Source organism: Streptomyces atratus (assembly GCF_014648655.1).
Classification (GTDB): Bacteria; Actinomycetota; Actinomycetes; order Streptomycetales; family Streptomycetaceae; genus Streptomyces; species Streptomyces atratus.
The window spans coordinates 287,478-303,356 of record NZ_BMRN01000005.1; the positions used below are offsets into that span (position 1 = coordinate 287,478).

General features: G+C 71.3%; 13 protein-coding genes and 2 pseudogenes. 6 read left to right on the top strand and 9 right to left on the bottom strand.

The genetic code is table 11. The features are described 5' to 3' along the window. Positions 1-17 precede the first annotated feature (17 nt). A pseudogene (locus tag IEZ15_RS11395) lies at positions 18-534 on the bottom strand (zinc-binding dehydrogenase). Positions 535-881: 347 nt separating this feature from the next. After that, positions 882-2,171: a glucarate dehydratase family protein gene (locus tag IEZ15_RS11400; protein WP_189276290.1), complete on the bottom strand. Its 1,290-nt coding sequence runs from the start codon at positions 2,169-2,171 to the stop codon at positions 882-884. 152 nt (positions 2,172-2,323) lie between these two features. On the opposite strand from IEZ15_RS11400, the gene IEZ15_RS11405 reads away from it, so the two are divergent. Both IEZ15_RS11405 and IEZ15_RS11410 read left to right on the top strand, forming a co-directional pair. Next, positions 2,324-3,346, top strand: coding sequence for a phosphotransferase family protein (locus IEZ15_RS11405; RefSeq protein ID WP_189276292.1), 1,023 nt, complete (start codon positions 2,324-2,326; stop codon positions 3,344-3,346). Positions 3,347-3,354: 8 nt separating this feature from the next. Next, positions 3,355-4,581 (top strand): acyl-CoA dehydrogenase family protein, encoded by a 1,227-nt coding sequence (locus tag IEZ15_RS11410; RefSeq protein ID WP_189276294.1) that lies wholly within the window; start codon positions 3,355-3,357, stop codon positions 4,579-4,581. Between the two features lie 57 nt (positions 4,582-4,638). Here the strand turns inward: IEZ15_RS11410 and IEZ15_RS11415 are convergent, their stop codons facing one another. Then, positions 4,639-9,249, bottom strand: coding sequence for a HEAT repeat domain-containing protein (locus IEZ15_RS11415; protein ID WP_189276297.1), 4,611 nt, complete (start codon positions 9,247-9,249; stop codon positions 4,639-4,641). 52 nt (positions 9,250-9,301) lie between these two features. Further along, positions 9,302-9,466 carry a hypothetical protein gene (locus IEZ15_RS11420; RefSeq protein WP_189276299.1) on the bottom strand — a complete coding sequence of 55 codons (165 nt, stop codon included), beginning with the start codon at positions 9,464-9,466 and terminating at the stop codon, positions 9,302-9,304. Between the two features lie 101 nt (positions 9,467-9,567). Here IEZ15_RS11420 and IEZ15_RS11425 point away from each other — a divergent pair, with 101 nt between their 5' ends. Next, positions 9,568-9,918: a LysR family transcriptional regulator gene (locus tag IEZ15_RS11425; protein WP_229845832.1), complete on the top strand. Its 351-nt coding sequence runs from the start codon at positions 9,568-9,570 to the stop codon at positions 9,916-9,918. On the opposite strand, the gene IEZ15_RS11430 is transcribed toward IEZ15_RS11425, so the two are convergent. The 3 genes and pseudogenes from IEZ15_RS11430 to IEZ15_RS11440 form a co-directional block, all read right to left on the bottom strand. Then, positions 9,857-10,450: a TetR/AcrR family transcriptional regulator gene (locus tag IEZ15_RS11430; protein WP_189276301.1), complete on the bottom strand. Its 594-nt coding sequence runs from the start codon at positions 10,448-10,450 to the stop codon at positions 9,857-9,859. The genes IEZ15_RS11425 and IEZ15_RS11430 overlap by 62 nt on opposite strands. A 54-nt stretch (positions 10,451-10,504) precedes the next feature. Next, positions 10,505-10,802: pseudogene (locus IEZ15_RS47010) on the bottom strand (AMP-binding enzyme); the annotation flags it as partial. Between the two features lie 205 nt (positions 10,803-11,007). Continuing rightward, entirely contained in the window at positions 11,008-11,772 is a 765-nt protein-coding gene (locus tag IEZ15_RS11440) for an SDR family oxidoreductase (RefSeq protein WP_114243691.1), read from the bottom strand. 186 nt (positions 11,773-11,958) lie between these two features. On the opposite strand from IEZ15_RS11440, the gene IEZ15_RS11445 reads away from it, so the two are divergent. After that, positions 11,959-13,236: an exo-beta-N-acetylmuramidase NamZ family protein gene (locus IEZ15_RS11445; protein ID WP_189276302.1), complete on the top strand. Its 1,278-nt coding sequence runs from the start codon at positions 11,959-11,961 to the stop codon at positions 13,234-13,236. 204 nt (positions 13,237-13,440) lie between these two features. After that, entirely contained in the window at positions 13,441-14,052 is a 612-nt protein-coding gene (locus IEZ15_RS11450) for a hypothetical protein (protein WP_189276303.1), read from the top strand. A 58-nt stretch (positions 14,053-14,110) separates the two neighbouring features. Here IEZ15_RS11450 and soxR read toward each other — a convergent pair whose 3' ends face one another. After that, the gene (soxR, locus tag IEZ15_RS11455; RefSeq protein WP_189276304.1) at positions 14,111-14,584 is read right to left on the bottom strand and encodes a redox-sensitive transcriptional activator SoxR; all 474 of its coding nucleotides are present in this window, start codon (positions 14,582-14,584) and stop codon (positions 14,111-14,113) included. A 134-nt stretch (positions 14,585-14,718) separates the two neighbouring features. Between soxR and IEZ15_RS11460 the strand changes: the two genes are divergently transcribed. After that, positions 14,719-15,180 carry a MaoC family dehydratase gene (locus IEZ15_RS11460; protein WP_114243695.1) on the top strand — a complete coding sequence of 154 codons (462 nt, stop codon included), beginning with the start codon at positions 14,719-14,721 and terminating at the stop codon, positions 15,178-15,180. A 36-nt stretch (positions 15,181-15,216) separates the two neighbouring features. On the opposite strand, the gene IEZ15_RS11465 is transcribed toward IEZ15_RS11460, so the two are convergent. Continuing rightward, positions 15,217-15,840, bottom strand: a complete 624-nt coding sequence (locus tag IEZ15_RS11465; protein ID WP_114248902.1) for a TetR/AcrR family transcriptional regulator — start codon at positions 15,838-15,840, stop codon at positions 15,217-15,219. Positions 15,841-15,879: the final 39 nt, after the last annotated feature.

Sequence of the window (15,879 nt, forward strand, 5' to 3'; positions counted from 1 at the left end):
GCCCGGCACCGGGTGTGTCAGACGTCCGGGGTGTCCCGGGGGACGGTGACAACAATCTTTCCGCGGGTGCGCCCCTGCTCGTTCAGCCGGGAGGCGTCCGCCGCCCGTTCCAGCGGGAAGACCCGGTCCGGATGGACCGTGACGATGCCCTGCCCGGCCGGTTCCGCCAGGTGGGCCAGGTCCTTGGCGTCCGGACGCACGAAGGCGTAGCGGCCGCCGTACGAGAAGACCTCGCCGTCCGCGATGGAGGCCGGCCGACCCTCGGGCTTCAGCACTTCGGCGGAGGCCCGGAGCGCCTCGCCTCCGACGGTGCCGAACGCGGCGTCGACGAGGCCGTCCCCGCGTCGGGATCAGCGGGGGCACGGCCACCGGGCCTGGGGCGAGGCGCCCCTCCTGGTCCTTCCGGTCAACCGGGTTGATCGCCGCAGCCCGCACCTTCACCAGGACGATGTCGGGGCCGACCTCGGGGTCGGGCCATTCGCCGGACTCCAGGACGTCGGCCCCACCATGCCTGCTGTTGCTGATCGCCTTCATGTACCGACCGTTCCTGGGCGGTGAGCAGACGCGGGTCCTGTCTCACCGGCACGCCCCGAACGGTCTTGGGCGCACTGGTCCTCCGCTTTCGTGTCCTGGGCGGCGACGCATATCCCGTATGCGGTCCGTCCCGGGCGGGCAAAATCCCTACGCCCTGACCATGTGAGTGCGGCCGGAGAAGAAGACACTTTGCGCACGCCCCGCCGGGCACATTCACGGATCGTCGCACCGTGCACTCAATCGTGCCCATGTGTGCCAGAACAAGGCAATCGCCCAGCAGTTGTGAACCCTCGGTGCGGGCCGGGGCCCCCGCAACCCAGGCCGTGGCCGCTGCGGGGAACGTTCCGTCACCAGCGCGGGATCGAGGGGGTCTGCCATCCGGACTCGGCCTTGCGCATCGCGGCCGCGTCGTCGCGCTCGCGCATCGTGCCGTCGTCGTCGAGCCAGCGCCGGTGCAGCACGGCCAGGCGTTCGCGGTCGAGCTCGACGCCGAGCCCGGGTGCGTCGGAGACGGTGAGCCGGCCGCCTCGGAAGACATGGCGTGTGGTGATGACGTCCTCGGCCTGCCAGGGGTAGTGGCTGTCGCAGGCGTAGTCGAGGTTGGGGACGGTGGCCGCGACGTGGGTCATCGCGGCGAGGCTGATGCCGAGGTGGGTGTTGGAGTGCATGGAGAGTCCGACGCCGAAGGTACGGCAGATCCCGGCCAGCTCACGGGTGCGGTGCAGGCCGCCCCAGTAGTGGTGATCGGAGAGCACGACTTGGACGGCGCCGCGGGCGAAGGCCTCCGGGACCTCGGCGAGGGTCGTGACGCACATGTTGGTGGCGAGCGGTACGTCGGTGCCTGCGGCGACGGCGGCCATCAGGTCCGTGCCGCTCGCCGGGTCCTCCAGATATTCGAGTACGCCCTTCAGCTGTTCGGCGACGTACAGCGAGGTCTCGACGGACCAGGCGCCGTTGGGGTCGAGGCGCAGCGGCTGCCCGGGGAACTCGTCGGCCAGGGCACGGATCGCGGCGATCTCCTGGTCGGGTTCGAAGACGCCGCCCTTGAGCTTGAAGGAGGAGAAGCCGTGCTCGCGGGCGAAGCGCCGGGCCTGGGCGACGACTCCGGCCGGGTCGACGGCTGCGCCCCAGTCGTCCTGTTCGCCGCCCTCGGGGTGGGCGGCCCAGCGGTAGAAGAGGTACGCGCTGTACTCGACGCTGTCGCGGACCCTGCCGCCGAGCAGAGCGTGCACGGGGAGGCCGAGGGACTTGCCGAGCGCGTCCAGACAGGCGACCTCGAAGCCGGAGACGACGGAGAGCCGGAGCTTGTCGGCGGTCTGGACGCCGCGCAGCCCACCGGCGTCGACACGGTCGTCGGCCGCGCGTGAATCACCGCACACCTCGTCGGCCAGTGCGAACAGGCCGTTCAGATCGCTGACCGGGCGTCCGACGAGGGCAGTGGCGAGCGGCTGGGCGAGTTCGAGGTACTTGCCGTCCCCGTACGTCTCCCCGATACCGGTCACACCGCCGCGTGTGACGACTTCCACGATGAGTCGCGGGGTGTACGGCTGGTGGACGCCCTGGGTGTTGAGCAGGGGCGGGTCCGCTATCAGGATCGGGGTCAGCCGGACTTCGTCGATCAACAGCTCTGTATTCATACGTGAACCATATTCAGGGATACGGCTGAACGCCAGACTCCGGCCCGCGTCGGAGCGGAGTCCGCACGCCGGATTCCGGGAGTTCACTGGACGACATACCGACTGGTCGGCATCATGAACACCGACCGTCTCTCACCCCGGAGGTGCGCACGATGAGCCCAGTCCATCCGCCAGGTCTCGACCTCGACCGGCTGCGCGGACATCTCGCCCGCGAGCGGCCGGGTCTGGTGAACGGACCGCTCGAAGCCCGGCTCGTCGAGGGCGGCCGCTCCAATCTGACGTACATCGTCACGGCCGGCACCGGCCGCTGGGTCGTGCGCAGGCCCCCGCTGGGCCATGTGCTCGCCACCGCACACGACATGAAGCGCGAGCACCGGGTGATCAGCGCCCTGCACCCCACGGCCGTTCCGGTGCCCGAACCGGTGCTGCTCTGCGAGGACGACTCGGTGATCGGGTCACCCTTCTACGTCATGGAGTACGTCGAGGGCACCCCGTACCGCACGGCCGAGCAGCTCGCCCCCCTGGGCGCCGAGCGCACCCGGGAGGCCGTCCTCGGTCTCGTCGACACCCTCGTCGAACTGCACGCCGTGGACCCCGAGTCCGTCGGGCTCGGCGACTTCGGGCGCCCCGAGGGCTTCCTCGACCGGCAGCTGCGCCGCTGGGGCAAGCAGCTGGACGCCTCCCGAAACCGCGAACTGCCCGGCATCGACGAACTGCACGCCGCGCTCGGCCGAGAGCTGCCCGTCTCCCCCGCGCCCACCGTCGTACACGGCGACTACCGCCTGGACAACGTCCTGATCGGCTCCGACGACCGGATCAAGGCCGTTCTCGACTGGGAGATGTCGACGCTCGGCGACCCGCTGACCGACCTCGGTCTGCTGGTGATGTACAGCTCCGACCTCGGTCTGCCGAAGTCCCCGGTCTCCACCACCAGCGGCGCGGCCGGCCATCCCACCCCCGCCGAGCTGATCGAGCGCTACGCCGCACGCTCCGGCCGGGACACCTCCGCCATCTCCTGGTACACGGCGTTCGCCTGGTTCAAGCTCGCCGTGATCCTGGAGGGAATCCACTACCGCTACACCCTGGGCCAGACCGTCGGAGCCGGCTTCGACCGCATCGGCGATCTCGTCCCCGTCTTCATCGAGCACGGCCTCACCACCCTCCAGGAAGGCTGATCACCCCCATGGACTTCGCATTCGACGCCCGTACCGAAGAGCTGCGCAACAAGCTGCTCACCTTCATGGACGAGCATGTCCACCCGGCCGAGAAGACCGCGGACGAACAGCGCGCGCTCCTGGCCTCGCCGTGGGACACCCCGCAGATCGTCGAGGACCTGAAGGCCGAGGCGCGGCGGCAGGGGCTGTGGAACCTCTTCCTTCCCGATGCCGAGTACGGCGCCGGGCTGACCAACCTCCAGTACGCACCGCTCGCCGAAATCACCGGCCGTTCACCGCAGTTGGCGCCGACCGCGCTCAACTGCGCGGCGCCGGACACGGGCAACATGGAGGTGCTCTTCCAGTTCGCCACGGACGACCAGAAGAAGCAGTGGCTGGAGCCGCTGCTCGCCGGGGAGATCCGGTCGGCGTTCGCCATGACGGAGCCCGAGGTGGCCTCTTCGGACGCGACGAACATCGAGACCCGGATCGTGCGGGACGGCGAGGACTACGTCATCAACGGCCGCAAGTGGTACATCTCCGGGGCGATGAACCCGGACTGCCGGATCTTCATCGTGATGGGCAGGACCGCGACTGCCGATGACCCCGACGGTCCCGACATCCGCCGCCAGCAGTCGATGATCCTGGTCCCGCGCGACACGCCCGGCCTCGAAGTGCGGCGCGCGATGCAGGTGTACGGGTACGAGGACCACTACCACGGCGGTCACGCGGAGGTCGTGTTCAACGATGTGCGGGTGCCCGCCGCGAACCTGATCGGCGAAGAGGGCGGCGGCTTCGCAATCGCCCAGGCCCGTCTCGGCCCGGGCCGGATCCACCACTGCATGCGGCTGATCGGCATGGCCGAGCGGGCCATCGAGCTGATGTGCAAGCGGGCGGTCTCCCGTACGGCCTTCGGCAAGCCGCTCGCCCAGCAGGGCGTCGTGCAGAACTGGATCGCCGACGCACGGGTCACGGTGGAGCAGCTGCGGCTGCTGGTGCTGAAGACGGCGTGGCTGATGGACACGGTGGGCAACCGGGGTGCGCACACGGAGATCCAGTCCATCAAGATCGCCACCCCGCGTGCGGTGGTCGACATCCTCGACCGGGCGGTGCAACTGCACGGCGCGGGCGGCGTCAGCCAGGACTTCCCACTGGCGGAACTGTGGGCGGCGGCACGGACGTTGCGGCTGGCGGACGGGCCGGACGAGGTGCATCAGCGGTCGTTGGCCCGGCGGGAGATCAAGCGGTACGTGTAGGCGGTGGCCCGGGCGGGGTCGGTGGGTGCGAGGGCCCGCCCGGTTGCCGTTTTGTCCTCAATCACCGGACGGGCCCGGCATGTTGCCGGACGGGCTTGAATTTCTGAGCCGGTCGAGGACGTCCGTGTAGAGGGAGCGTTTGTCGGGGCGGGCGTGGGCGGCGGCTTGACGGAGGGCGGGGATCGCCGCCTCGCTCATCCCGACGAGCCCCTCGGCCGCCGCCCTGCGCACGCCGGGATGCGGGTGTGCGAGCAGTCCGGTCACGGCAGGGATCGCGGGCTCCCAGCCGGCGTGGCAGAGCGTGCGGATCGCCGTACGCGTCGGTTCCGGCCGGGGGTCGTCCAGCAGGAGCATGGTGTGGCCCAGATAGGTGCCCCGGTCCAGCATCGTCCGTGAGGTCCGGTGGGCGCGCAGGCGTACCTTGGCCCGGGGATGGTTCAGCAACTCACCGATCAGGTCGCACAGTCCGGGGTCCCGGTCCGGGTCCGGGCCCGCGTGGGTCTCGGCCAGTTCTCTGAGTGCCCCGCATATCTGATCCGGGGTGCCGGTTCGGGCCAGGTCCAGCAGTTCCTGCCTGGACGGGCGGTGCGAAGCTCCGCCGGGTGCGGCCGGGGGGCGGTCACGGAGCGCTGCCAGCGCTGCCGCGTCCTGCTGCGCGGCGTCCGGGCCGCGCAGCGGACCCTCGACGAGAAGAAGCCGGTCCGCCATGTCGTCGCGCCCTTCGGCGCGCAGCCGCCGACACGTGCGTGTCAGCGCGGGGGTACGCAGGAGCCGACGGTCGAGGAGCAGGTCGAGGAAACCCCAGGCCCCGGCGTCGAGCCGGTCGCCGAGGGCCCTGGCGAGCGCGTCGGCGGGGTAGCTGCGCAGTGCGTCGCCGACTGCCGGTCCGGCGGCGGGCAGGGCGTGCTCCCACCACTCCAGCAACAGCGGCACCAGCGGTTCCAGTGTCCACGGGGAGAGCTTCGAGGCCGCGAGAGCCACCCTGTCGTGCAGGACGTCCTCGCCCCGGAGCTCCGTCTCGTCGAAATTGCGCAGTGCACGGGCCAGGTCCACGCCGACGGGTATGTCGATGTGCCCGCGGAGGTACGCGCGAAGAACCGGCAGCCGGGCCTCGGGCTCGGGCCACTTCGCCAGTGCCAGGGCAGCGGTCTCCCTGCGGCCTGCGTCAGTTGACCCCAGCATGTCGAGCAGGCGCTCCCGCAGGGCCGCAGAACGGGGCTGGTCGAGGTCGTCGATGTGTACGTGCCGGGGCAGCGGCGTCGCAGCCCGGGCGGTCTCGGTGATGGTCCAGGGCGGTGCGTCGAGGGGCTGAAGAAGCGTCATCCAGTCGAGCAGGGCGGCCCGGACTTCGGGGTCCGCGCCGTGGTGTACCTCGATCAGTGCGGTCAGCCGGTCCCGCGAGCCGACCCTGCCGTCGTCCTGTCGGCGGAACTCCTCCAGAGTGTCCGGTGCGCGCACCGCGTCGTCCAGCGCCGCCCGCCATGCCCGGGTCTCGGCGGGCACGGGTGCCGCGGTGGTCTCCGGGGCTGCGAACGCCTCCCTCAGCACGGCGGCCTGGGCCTGCCAGGGGTCGGCGCCGAGCCGGGCCGAAGCGAGTGCCTGATCGAGGTCGGCGCGGACCAGCACCGCGCCGAGGCGGCGCAGCAGCGTCAGCGTGGACCGGCTCGGCGTCGTGGGTGCGGGAGGCAGTGCCCGTACCGCAGCGGCGACGGCCGGCCTGCCGGCCCCCGTCAGCATCGGCGCGGCCTCTTGGAGTACCACGATCAGGTCGTGCCGGTCCTCGTCCCGTGCGTCGACGAGCGCGTCGAGCAGGACCCGTGCGGACCGGGCGAATGCCGTCAGTTCCCCGGCCGCCCGGGGTGCGGGGCAGATGCGCAGCGCGAACCGCACCAGTCTGTCCCGGGCCGCGGGCCGGGAGCCGGCCAGCCGGAGCCAGTCTGTGAGCATCGGCCGCAGATCGTTCAGCCGGTCGGGGTGGGGCGGCACGTCCCTCTCGGCGACGCGCAGGGCGACCGAGGGGTTCCAGCCCCCGGCCACCAGCGACCTGATGTCACGGTCCGCCGCACTGTCCACCGATGACCGCTGTGCGACGGCCGACGCGGTGATGCCATGCCTGGCCTGCGGTATCGCCAGATCCTTCACGTCCCCGGAGGCAAGACCGACCCGGCCGTCCGCCACCAGGGAGAGCAGGGTGGCCGCCACCGGTGACGCCTGATCGTCCAGCGCGAGGACCGAGCGGGCGCCGAGGACGCCGTCGAGGCCCGCCAGCAGCAGTTCGCGGGTACGGCCGTCCCGGCTGTGCTCGGCGGCGGCGAGAAGTGTCGCCGCGTAGGCGTCGCCGAGGACGGCGCGCAGGGCCGCGACGAGGGTGCCGCGCAGCCCGGGGTTGTCGTGGTGCCCGAGCCAAAAAAGAAGCTTGGGCAGCGCCGCCGGTGTGCCCGCGCGGACCAGTACCTCGGCGGCGGTCTTCTTGATGTTCATGTTCGGATGGTCGAGACATGCGGCGATCGCGGTGCACGCCCAGTGGGCCTGTGCCTGACCCAGTGCGAGCAGGGCCTGCCGGACGGTCTGGATGTCCTGGGCGGTGGTCAGCGCGATCAGGGTCGCCGACAGCGCCTGTGCGTCCTCGCCCGTGGCGTCGCGGGCGAGCAGGGCGATGACGTGTTTGCGTACGTGCCGGTCGCGGTGGCGCAGCAGCCGGTGCACCCGGGCGCGGGTGCCCGCCCAGGGGGCCCTGAGCAGCAGTTCGAGCAGGATCGCCCGCTCACGGTCGGACAGTCCGGGCCGGTCCAGCAGATCCAGTGCCATGGTCGCGACGAGTGCGTGGCCGGCCTCTTGCGCATCTGCCGTGCCGAGCAGGCAGACCGGCCGGATCGCGCCCCGCTCGTGGAGACGGCGGCCCAGGGCGTGCACGGCGTCCAGGACCTCTTGGGGCACCACGGGCTCACCGCCGGGCTGTCCGTGTTCCCACTCCCGCAACGCCGCCTGTTCGGCCACGATGCGCAGCAGCAGGTCCGCGATGGCCGGCAGTGTGCCGGCGTTGCCGTGGTCCGCGAGACGGCACAGCGCCGCCACCGGCTCGTCCGGGTTCAGATGGGAACGCAGCAGGGCCAGTTCCCGCTCGTCCGGGCCGCCCAGGTCCGCCGCGACGCGCGCCGGCAGGCCGACGGGATCCAGCTGTACGAGAAGGGCGCGGCGGTGCGCCGGATCGCGGGTCAGCTGCCACAGCAGTTCGAGGGCGCGGTCCCGTACGGCGTACAGGTGGGGCGCGATCGTGTCGCCGTCCAGGCCCAGCCCTTCTCGCAGGGCCAGTACCGTCCGCTGCCCGCCGATGGCCTGAAGAGCGTCCAGGGCCGCGGCGGGCACCGAGGGCAGCAGAGCGATCACCGCGTCTTCGGCATCCGCATGGCGCAGCTCGCGGATCGCGTCGAGGAACGGACCGGGGGCGCAGGCCGTGGGAAGCACGCGTGCGATCGCTTCCCCGATCGGAAGCTCGCCCGCTCCCTGCCCGGCCAGGGCCACCAGCAGGGCGAGCCGTCGCGGCCCGCTCGGATCATCGGCGGCCGCCTCCGTCAGTACCCGGAATGCCTCCTTCCGGCAGGTGAACAGGATCGTCGCGATCTCACGGGGCGGAATCGAGTGATCGGCCAGGGCCAGGCCGACCACCGCCGGAACTTCCGGACCGTCCACGAAGTGCCCGCGCCGGTGGAGACCGCGCAGACACGTCACCGTCGGCCCGCCGAACAGCAGCGGATCATGTGCGGCGACGGCCGTGAGTTCACCGATGTCGTCGCGGTCCGCCAGATCACCGAGCAGTTCCACTCCCTGTCGGCGAAGGCCCGGAGGAAGATCCGGATCGTCGATGATCTGCCGCAGCAGGTCCTTGTGGCCGTGGCGGGCGGCCGCCGCGAGGGCAGCATCGGCCACCGCGGGCCTGCCCCCCGCCGAACCGGCGGCGAGAAACGGAGAGATGCACCCCCGCGGCAGCGGCTCCATCGCCGCCCACGGCTCGGTGAGTTCGCCCAGCGCGCCGGCGACGACCCGGTCGCTGTCGGCGCCGAGCAGGCCGATCAGGTCTTCGCGGACCAGCGCGGGAGCCAGCAGTCCGGCGTGCAGCCCCTGGCGCGCGAGTCGCAGCGCCTCGGCCTGCAGCACGGGGTCGCCGCTGTCCGCCAGCTCGTCCACGAGTTGAGCCGGACGGTGCGCCGGGGTGATGTCCGTCTCCCGTACGGCCTGGTAGAGGAGTTCACCCGGGACCTCGTCACGGATCACCGCCGGCTCGTCGAGGAGTTCGGAGCGCAGCCACGCGATCCTCACCCGTACCGGCAGCCCGGCCGTGCGCCATGACGGGCGGGGGCGGCCCCGGAGACAGTGGCCGAGTCGCTCGTAGAGCCCCGCCAGGAGGAGATCCGCCTCCGGCGGCCCCATCAGCGCCACGGGCAGCAGCCCGGCGAGTTCGGCCGTCTCCGCGTCGTCGGACGGGCGGCCCGCTGTCACTCGCTCGTTGAGCAGGACCAGTCCCATATGACGCAGGGCGGGGTCCTCGTGCCGGATCAGACGTCCGAGGACTGCCGGTGGGCAGTCCTGCGCGTCCAGGAGCCTCGAAAGCCGCTCGGTGTCGGCCCGGCGTACGGCATCGTGGAACTGTTCGTCGGCGGGCGTCTTCACCGTCGGATGCTAACCGGGTCGCTCCCGGCTCCGCCAACGGGATTCGACCCCGTCAATAACCGCCGAACGGCACATGATCGGCCAGCGCCAGGTCGCGGGCGAAGGCCCTCACACGCAACAGGCACCGGGCGACGAGGCGGACGGCCGGTGTGTGGTGCGGGCCGTATGCCGCGGCCCAGAGCGCGGGGACGTGTACGGATGGCTGGATGTGAGTCATACATCCAGCTTCGGCCCGTACCGGCGGTCGGTCCAACAGATGGTTCAGCCGGCTGCGATCGATACCGTGGATGGCTGGAGATACGCCGACTCCGCCACTTCATGGCGGTGGTCACGCACGGCGGTTTCACCGCCGCCGCCCGTGCCGAGCCGATCGTGCAGTCCCCGCTGAGCACCTCCGTGCGCAACCTCGAACGGGAGCCGGGTGCCGAGCTGTTCGACCGGAGCGGCCGACGCGTGATCCTCACCGAGGCGGGCCGGGCGCTGCTGCCGTCGGCCCGGTCGGTGCTCGCCGGGACACAGGCCGCGCGGGACGCGGTGGCCGCCCTGTCGGGGTTGGTGACCGGCCGGGTCCGTATCGGCCGGCTGGCCGGCGACGCTCCCCGGGTGGCTAGGGACGCAGGGCGCGCAGCAGCAGGTCGGCCAGGTGGTCGGCGACCTCCTGCTGGCTGAGCGGGCCGTCGGGCCGGTACCAGGTGGACAGATGGTGGACCGAGCCGAAGTGGTAGTCGACGATCAGGTCCGCCGGGGTGGCCGTGGAGAACACTCCGCTCCGCTGGCCCTCTTCCACCAGGGCCCGGAAGCGCTCGTGGTAACGGCGCCGCTCCACCCGCACCTGCTTGTTCTTCTCCGGGCTGAGGTGGTGCATGGACCGGAAGAAGATCGAGGCGTCGTCGAGGTTCTCGATGGTCGTGACGACCACGTCCGCGGCGGCGTCGCGCAGCCGCTGTTCGACCGGGGCGTCGGCGTCGGCGAAGGCATCGAGGCGCTCCTGCTGAAGCCGGAGCACCCGGGCGTAGACCTCCTGGAGGAGGTCCTCCTTGGAACCGAAGTAGTGGTAGAGCGCACCCTTGGTGACGCCTGCCGCCTCGACGATCTCCTGGACCGAGGTGCGGTCGTACCCCTGCTCGGCGAAGAGCCGGGTGGCGACGGCCAACAGCCGCTGCGGAACGGGGGCCGTGTCCTCGTCCGTCGCCTTGGCCATTGCCGCCACCTTCCTTCCGTACCGTGCGTGAATCCGTGCTGCGCGTGAAACGGTCTACCGAGGGGAACGCAGTTCCCGCCCGAGGATCTTCCCACTCGCCGTCTTCGGGAGTTCGGCCAGGATCTCGACCTCGCGCGGGTACTTGTACGCGGCAAGCCGTTCCTTGCAGTATGCACCCAGTTCCTCGGGTTCGACCGTGGCGCCCGGCCGCAGGCTGACGTAGGCACGGACGGTCTCGCGTTCCGGAGACCGGATCGACGGGGGCTTCGCGCTCCGGCGGTACGGAGGCGCAGGGGGCCGTGCACTCGGTGAGGCCGTAGCCGTTGCGGATGTACGGGCCGAAGCCCGCCCGGCGAGGTGGCCGGCCACTGAGTCGGAGAGCGCGTCGGTCTCGCGGTAGCTCAGGCGTCCGTCGAAACAGGCGAGCGCCGGATGCCCGGGGCTGCGGGCGACGGAGGAGCGGAAGGCGTGGACCAGGGTCTCGGCCGGGCCGACGGGGGCCCGCTGGGCGTCGCTGAGCAGGGAGGTCCAGGGCTTTGCCGCGTAGATGGAGTCGGTCATGCGCCGGTCTCCTCCCACTTCCGCTGGAGGTGGTTCATATTGCCGAGCCAGTGGTCGGTGTCCTTGGTGCGGGCCCGGTAGAAACCGGCGACCTCGGGGTGCGGCAGGACGAGAAAGCGGTCCTCGGCCATGGCGTCGAAGAGCGCGTCGGCGACCGCCTCGGGCTCGATGGCGCTGGGGGCGAGGACGAGCTCGCCGGCCGATCCGGCGGCGGTGAGCATGTCCGTACGCACGCCCTGTGGGCAGATCGCGTGGACCTTGATGCCGCGGTGGCGGTAGGTCAGCGAGAGCCATTCGGCGAAGGCGACGGCGCCGTGCTTGCTGACGCTGTAGGGTGCGGCGCCGATCATCGTCAGCAGTCCGGCGGCGGAGGCGGTCGAGACGAAGCGGCCGCTGCCGCGCTCCAGCCAGTCCGGCAGGAGCGCCCTCGCCGCGCGGACGTGGGCCATCACATTGACGTCCCAGGCGGCGGCCCAGACCTCCTCGTCGGCGAAGACGTCTCCGGGCGAGGCGAGGCCCGCGTTGGCGCAGTAGATGTCGACGGTGCCGTCCAGCGCGTCGCGGGCGGCGTCCACGATCTGCGAGGCGTCACCGGTCACGGCGGAGCCGCCGATCTCCTCGGCCAGCGGCTTGATCCGGGCTTCGTCGAGGTCGTTGACCACGACCCGCGCGCCTTCCGCGGCGAATCGGCGGGCCAGAGCGGCTCCGATGCCGCCTCCGGCCCCTGTGACCACTACGCCCGCGCCCTGCACCGTACTCATCGGGTCCCGCCTCTCTCAGCCGACTTCTCCAGCAGACTAACCAGTCGGTATGTGATCGGGGAAGGGTTTGTCCGGGAGGCTGTCGCCACTCCTGTCACACCGCTCTCGTCCACCTCGTTCCGCGCGGCCTCTGTGCGCGCTAGCGTGCGTGACCATGACAGTCGGAGCGATCATGGAGGTAGCCGAATGAGCCTGTCCAGGCGTGGTTTGCTGGCCGCCGGCGGTGCAGTGGGAGCCCTTGCGGCGACGGCTGCCGGACCCGGGAGCGCGGTCGCCGGCCCCCTCCCCGGCACAGGGCAGGGCTCCGGGCGCAATAGGGTCCGTACCGGCTTCGACCGGCTGGCGGCGGGCGGCTATGCGCTGCTGAAGGGGCAGAAGGTCGGGATCGTCACCAACCCGACCGGGATCACGTCCGACGTACGCCACATCGTCGATGTGATGCACCCGGACGAGCGGGTGAACCTGGTCGCGGTCTTCGGACCCGAGCACGGCTTCCGCGGCACCGCGCAGGCGGGCGGCTCCGAGGGGCGGTACGACGACCCGGCGACCGGACTCCCCGTATACGACACGTACTTGAAGAGCGGGCAGCCGCTCGCCGATGTCTTCACCGCGTCCGGCGTGGACACCATCGTCTTCGACATCCAGGACGCGGGCGCCCGCTTCTACACGTACATCTGGACGCTCTACGACTGCATGGAGGCGGCGGCGCTCGCGGGCAAGCGGTTCGTCGTCCTGGACCGGCCGAACCCGGTGACCGGACGGGCCGCGCTGGGACCGGTTCTCGACCCGGCGTTCTCGACCTTTGTGGGGCGCCGGGAGATCGCGCAGGCCCACGGCATGACGGTGACGGAGCTGGCACTGCTCTTCAACGCCGAGTTCCTGGCCGCGCGGCCGGTCGAACTGGACATCGTGAAGATGTCGGGATGGCGACGCGCGGACTTCTTCGACGGGACCGGGCTGCCGTGGGTGCCGCCGAGCCCCAACATGCCGACGCCCGACACGGCGCTGGTGTACTCGGGCACCTGTCTGTTCGAGGGTACGAACCTCTCGGAGGGACGGGGGACGACCCGGCCGTTCGAACTGCTCGGCGCAGAAGGCATCGACCACCGGTGGGCGGCGGCCGCGAACGCGCTCGACCTGCCCGGAGTCGCGTTCCGCGAGGCGTACTTCGCGCCGACGTTCTCCAAGTTCCAGGGCAGGACGGTCGGCGGGGTGCAGCTGCACGTCCAGGACCGCGAGGTCTTCGATCCGGTACGCACGGGGATCGCGCTGCTGGTGACGGCGAAGCGGACGTGGAGCGGGTTCGCGTGGCGCTCCGACAACTGGATCGACAAGCTCACCGGCAACACGCGGGTCCGCACGCTGATCGACGCGGGGGCGGACACCGATGAGGTGGTGGGGGCGTGGGCGGAGGATCTCGCCGCGTTCCGGGCCGTGCGGAAGAGGTATCTCCAGTACCGGTGAGACGGGCCGGGCGGGTCCGAGGGTTCGGGCCCGCCCGGCGCACCGGCTCCGTCCCTTCCGAATCATCACATGCCGCCGCGTGCGGCTCTCATGACGATGCGTCATCTCACATGGTGGACGCCGCCATATTTCAATGGATCCGAATCGGGCAGCCGTACGTCCATTCCTCGACGCCGAAGTACGAGCGACGGAGGTGGCGGTGCAGTGGCCGGATTCCGGAGTCTTGCGAGACAGGTCCGCGATCCGCGGGGCGACCTGGCGCTGCGGCGGTATTCGCTGCGCAAGTGCCTGGAGAGGTTCGCCCCTTACGGGCATCGGGCGACCTGGGATCATCTGTGCGCCCGGCACGGGATCGAGCCCGAGGACCGGTCCCCCGATCCGGTGCGGCTGATGCGCGCACTGGACGAACTGGAGGCGGCGAGGGCCGTCTGGCTCGGATACGAGGCGGGGTTCGCCGAGCGCCGCAGGCGGGAGAAGCACGACGGGCTGCGCAGGCCCGGCGCGTTCGACGACTGGCACCGGCGCACCTGGGGCGGCCACGGCGTCGCCCGCTGCGAGGACCCGACGGTTCACCCCTCCGCGCCGCTCGCCGAGGTTCTCGGCCGGCTGATCGCCGCGCTGGAGTCAAAACCGGGCGCGTCCTGCCCGGTGTGCGCGGGCGCCGAGATCGCCTGGCGGCCGGATCTGGAGCGCGAGCCCTGGTCGGGGCCGGTCTGCACGGGGTGCGGGATCCTGGTGCCGCAGCCGGTGCTCACACCGGGGGCGCTGGCGAAGGCCCGGAGCGCGCGGCGCCAGGATCTGGCGTCGGCGGCGTGACGGGCAGCGGGCGCGCCCGGCGCGCCCGCCAGGCATCCGAGCGGCCGGGCCCCCGCCTCTACGGACAGTCGACCGAACGGCGCTCCGGCATCAGGCGCGAGCCACTGATCCGCTGACCGGAGATGTCGTCCGGATTGGAGAGCACACAGTTCTCCAGCGACAGACAGCCGCAGCCGATGCAGTCGGTGAGATGGTCCCGCAGCCGGCCCAACTGCTCGATGCGCTCGTCCAGTTCGGAACGCCACGCGGCGGAGAGCCGCGCCCAGTCGTCACGGTTCGGGGTGCGCTCCTCCGGGAGTTCGGCCAGAGCGTCCCGGATGGTGGCAAGCGGGATTCCGACCCGCTGCGCCGCACGGACGAACGCGACCCTGCGCAGCGCGTCCCTGGTGTAGCGACGCTGGTTTCCACTGGTGCGGCGGCTGCTGATCAGGCCCTTGGCCTCGTAGAAGTGCAGGGCCGAAACAGCGGCGCCGCTGCGGGCGGAGAGCTGGCCGACCGTGAGTTCATGGAGTGTCTGTGGGAGCTGGGGCACCCCTCCAACCCTACTTGTCCGCCCCCGGCCGGTCCGTCGTTGACAGGAACGCACCCGCCAACCATGCTGAGCAAGCGCTTAGACAAGAGCGCGACGCCGGTTGGCCGAGAGCTGGAAGGGCAGGGACCAGGGACATGGCAGAGCCGAGGATCTTCACGTCCGCGCAGGAGCTGCGCGACGGGGTGGGCGAGCAGCTGGGTCACAGCGAGTGGCTGGAGATCGAGCAGAAGAGGATCGACCTCTTCGCCGAGGCCACCGGCGACCACCAGTGGATCCATGTGGACCCGGAGCGGGCCGCGGCCGGGCCGTTCGGCAGGACGATCGCGCACGGTTACCTCACGCTCTCGCTGCTGCCGGCCCTCGTACCCCAGATCATGCGGGTCGAGGGCATGAAGATGGGCATCAACTACGGGACGAACAAGGTCCGCTTCCCGTCCACCGTGCCTGTGGGCTCCCGGCTGCGCGCCACGGGCGTGCTGAAGAGCGTCGAGGAGGCCGGGGGCGGCGTGCAGGTCACCGCCCTCGTCACGGTCGAGCGCGAGGGCGGCGACAAGCCTGTGTGCGTGGCCGAGTCGGTGTCGCGCTACTACTTCTGACGGCGCGGCTGCTTCTGACGGCGCGGCCCGCCACCGCTACCGCTTGGCAGCGACCATGCGCAGCACGAGGTCGGCGTACAGGTCGCCGACCTCGTCCGGCGTCCGGCTGCCCTGCGCGTTGAACCAGCGCGCCACATCGATGCAGAGCGAGAGCACCGCGAGCGTGGTGCCCGGAATGTCGGGGACGTCGAATTCCCCGGCCTGCACGCCCTCGCTGATGATCCGGCGCACCACCGCGTCGCTCTTGCGGCGCAGCTCGACGATCTCGGTGCGGTGCTCCTCACCGAGGGCGTCCAGTTCGTACTGGACGACGCGGGCCGTGGTGTGCCGTTCGGCGTGCCAGCGGACGAAGGACCGTACAGCCTCGGCCAGCCGCTCGGCGGCCGTGCCCCCGCCGTCGGCAGCGGCCTCCAGGACGAACAGGGCGCGGTCGTGACCGATTCTGCTGATCCGATGGAGCAGCTCTTCCTTCGTCTTGTAGTGGATGTAGAGGGCGGCGGGGCTCATCCCCGCCCGGCCGGCGATGTCGCGGGTGGTGGTGGCGTGGTACCCGCGCTCGGCGAAGGCTTCGACGGCGGCGACGAGGAGCCGCCTGGCCGCCTCGGGCGTCACCTCGGCCCACGGCGCACTGCCGCCGTCGGTCTCCTCCGCCGTGCTCATCGTCACTCGCCCCTCTCGTCAGCAGAACGAACACCATAC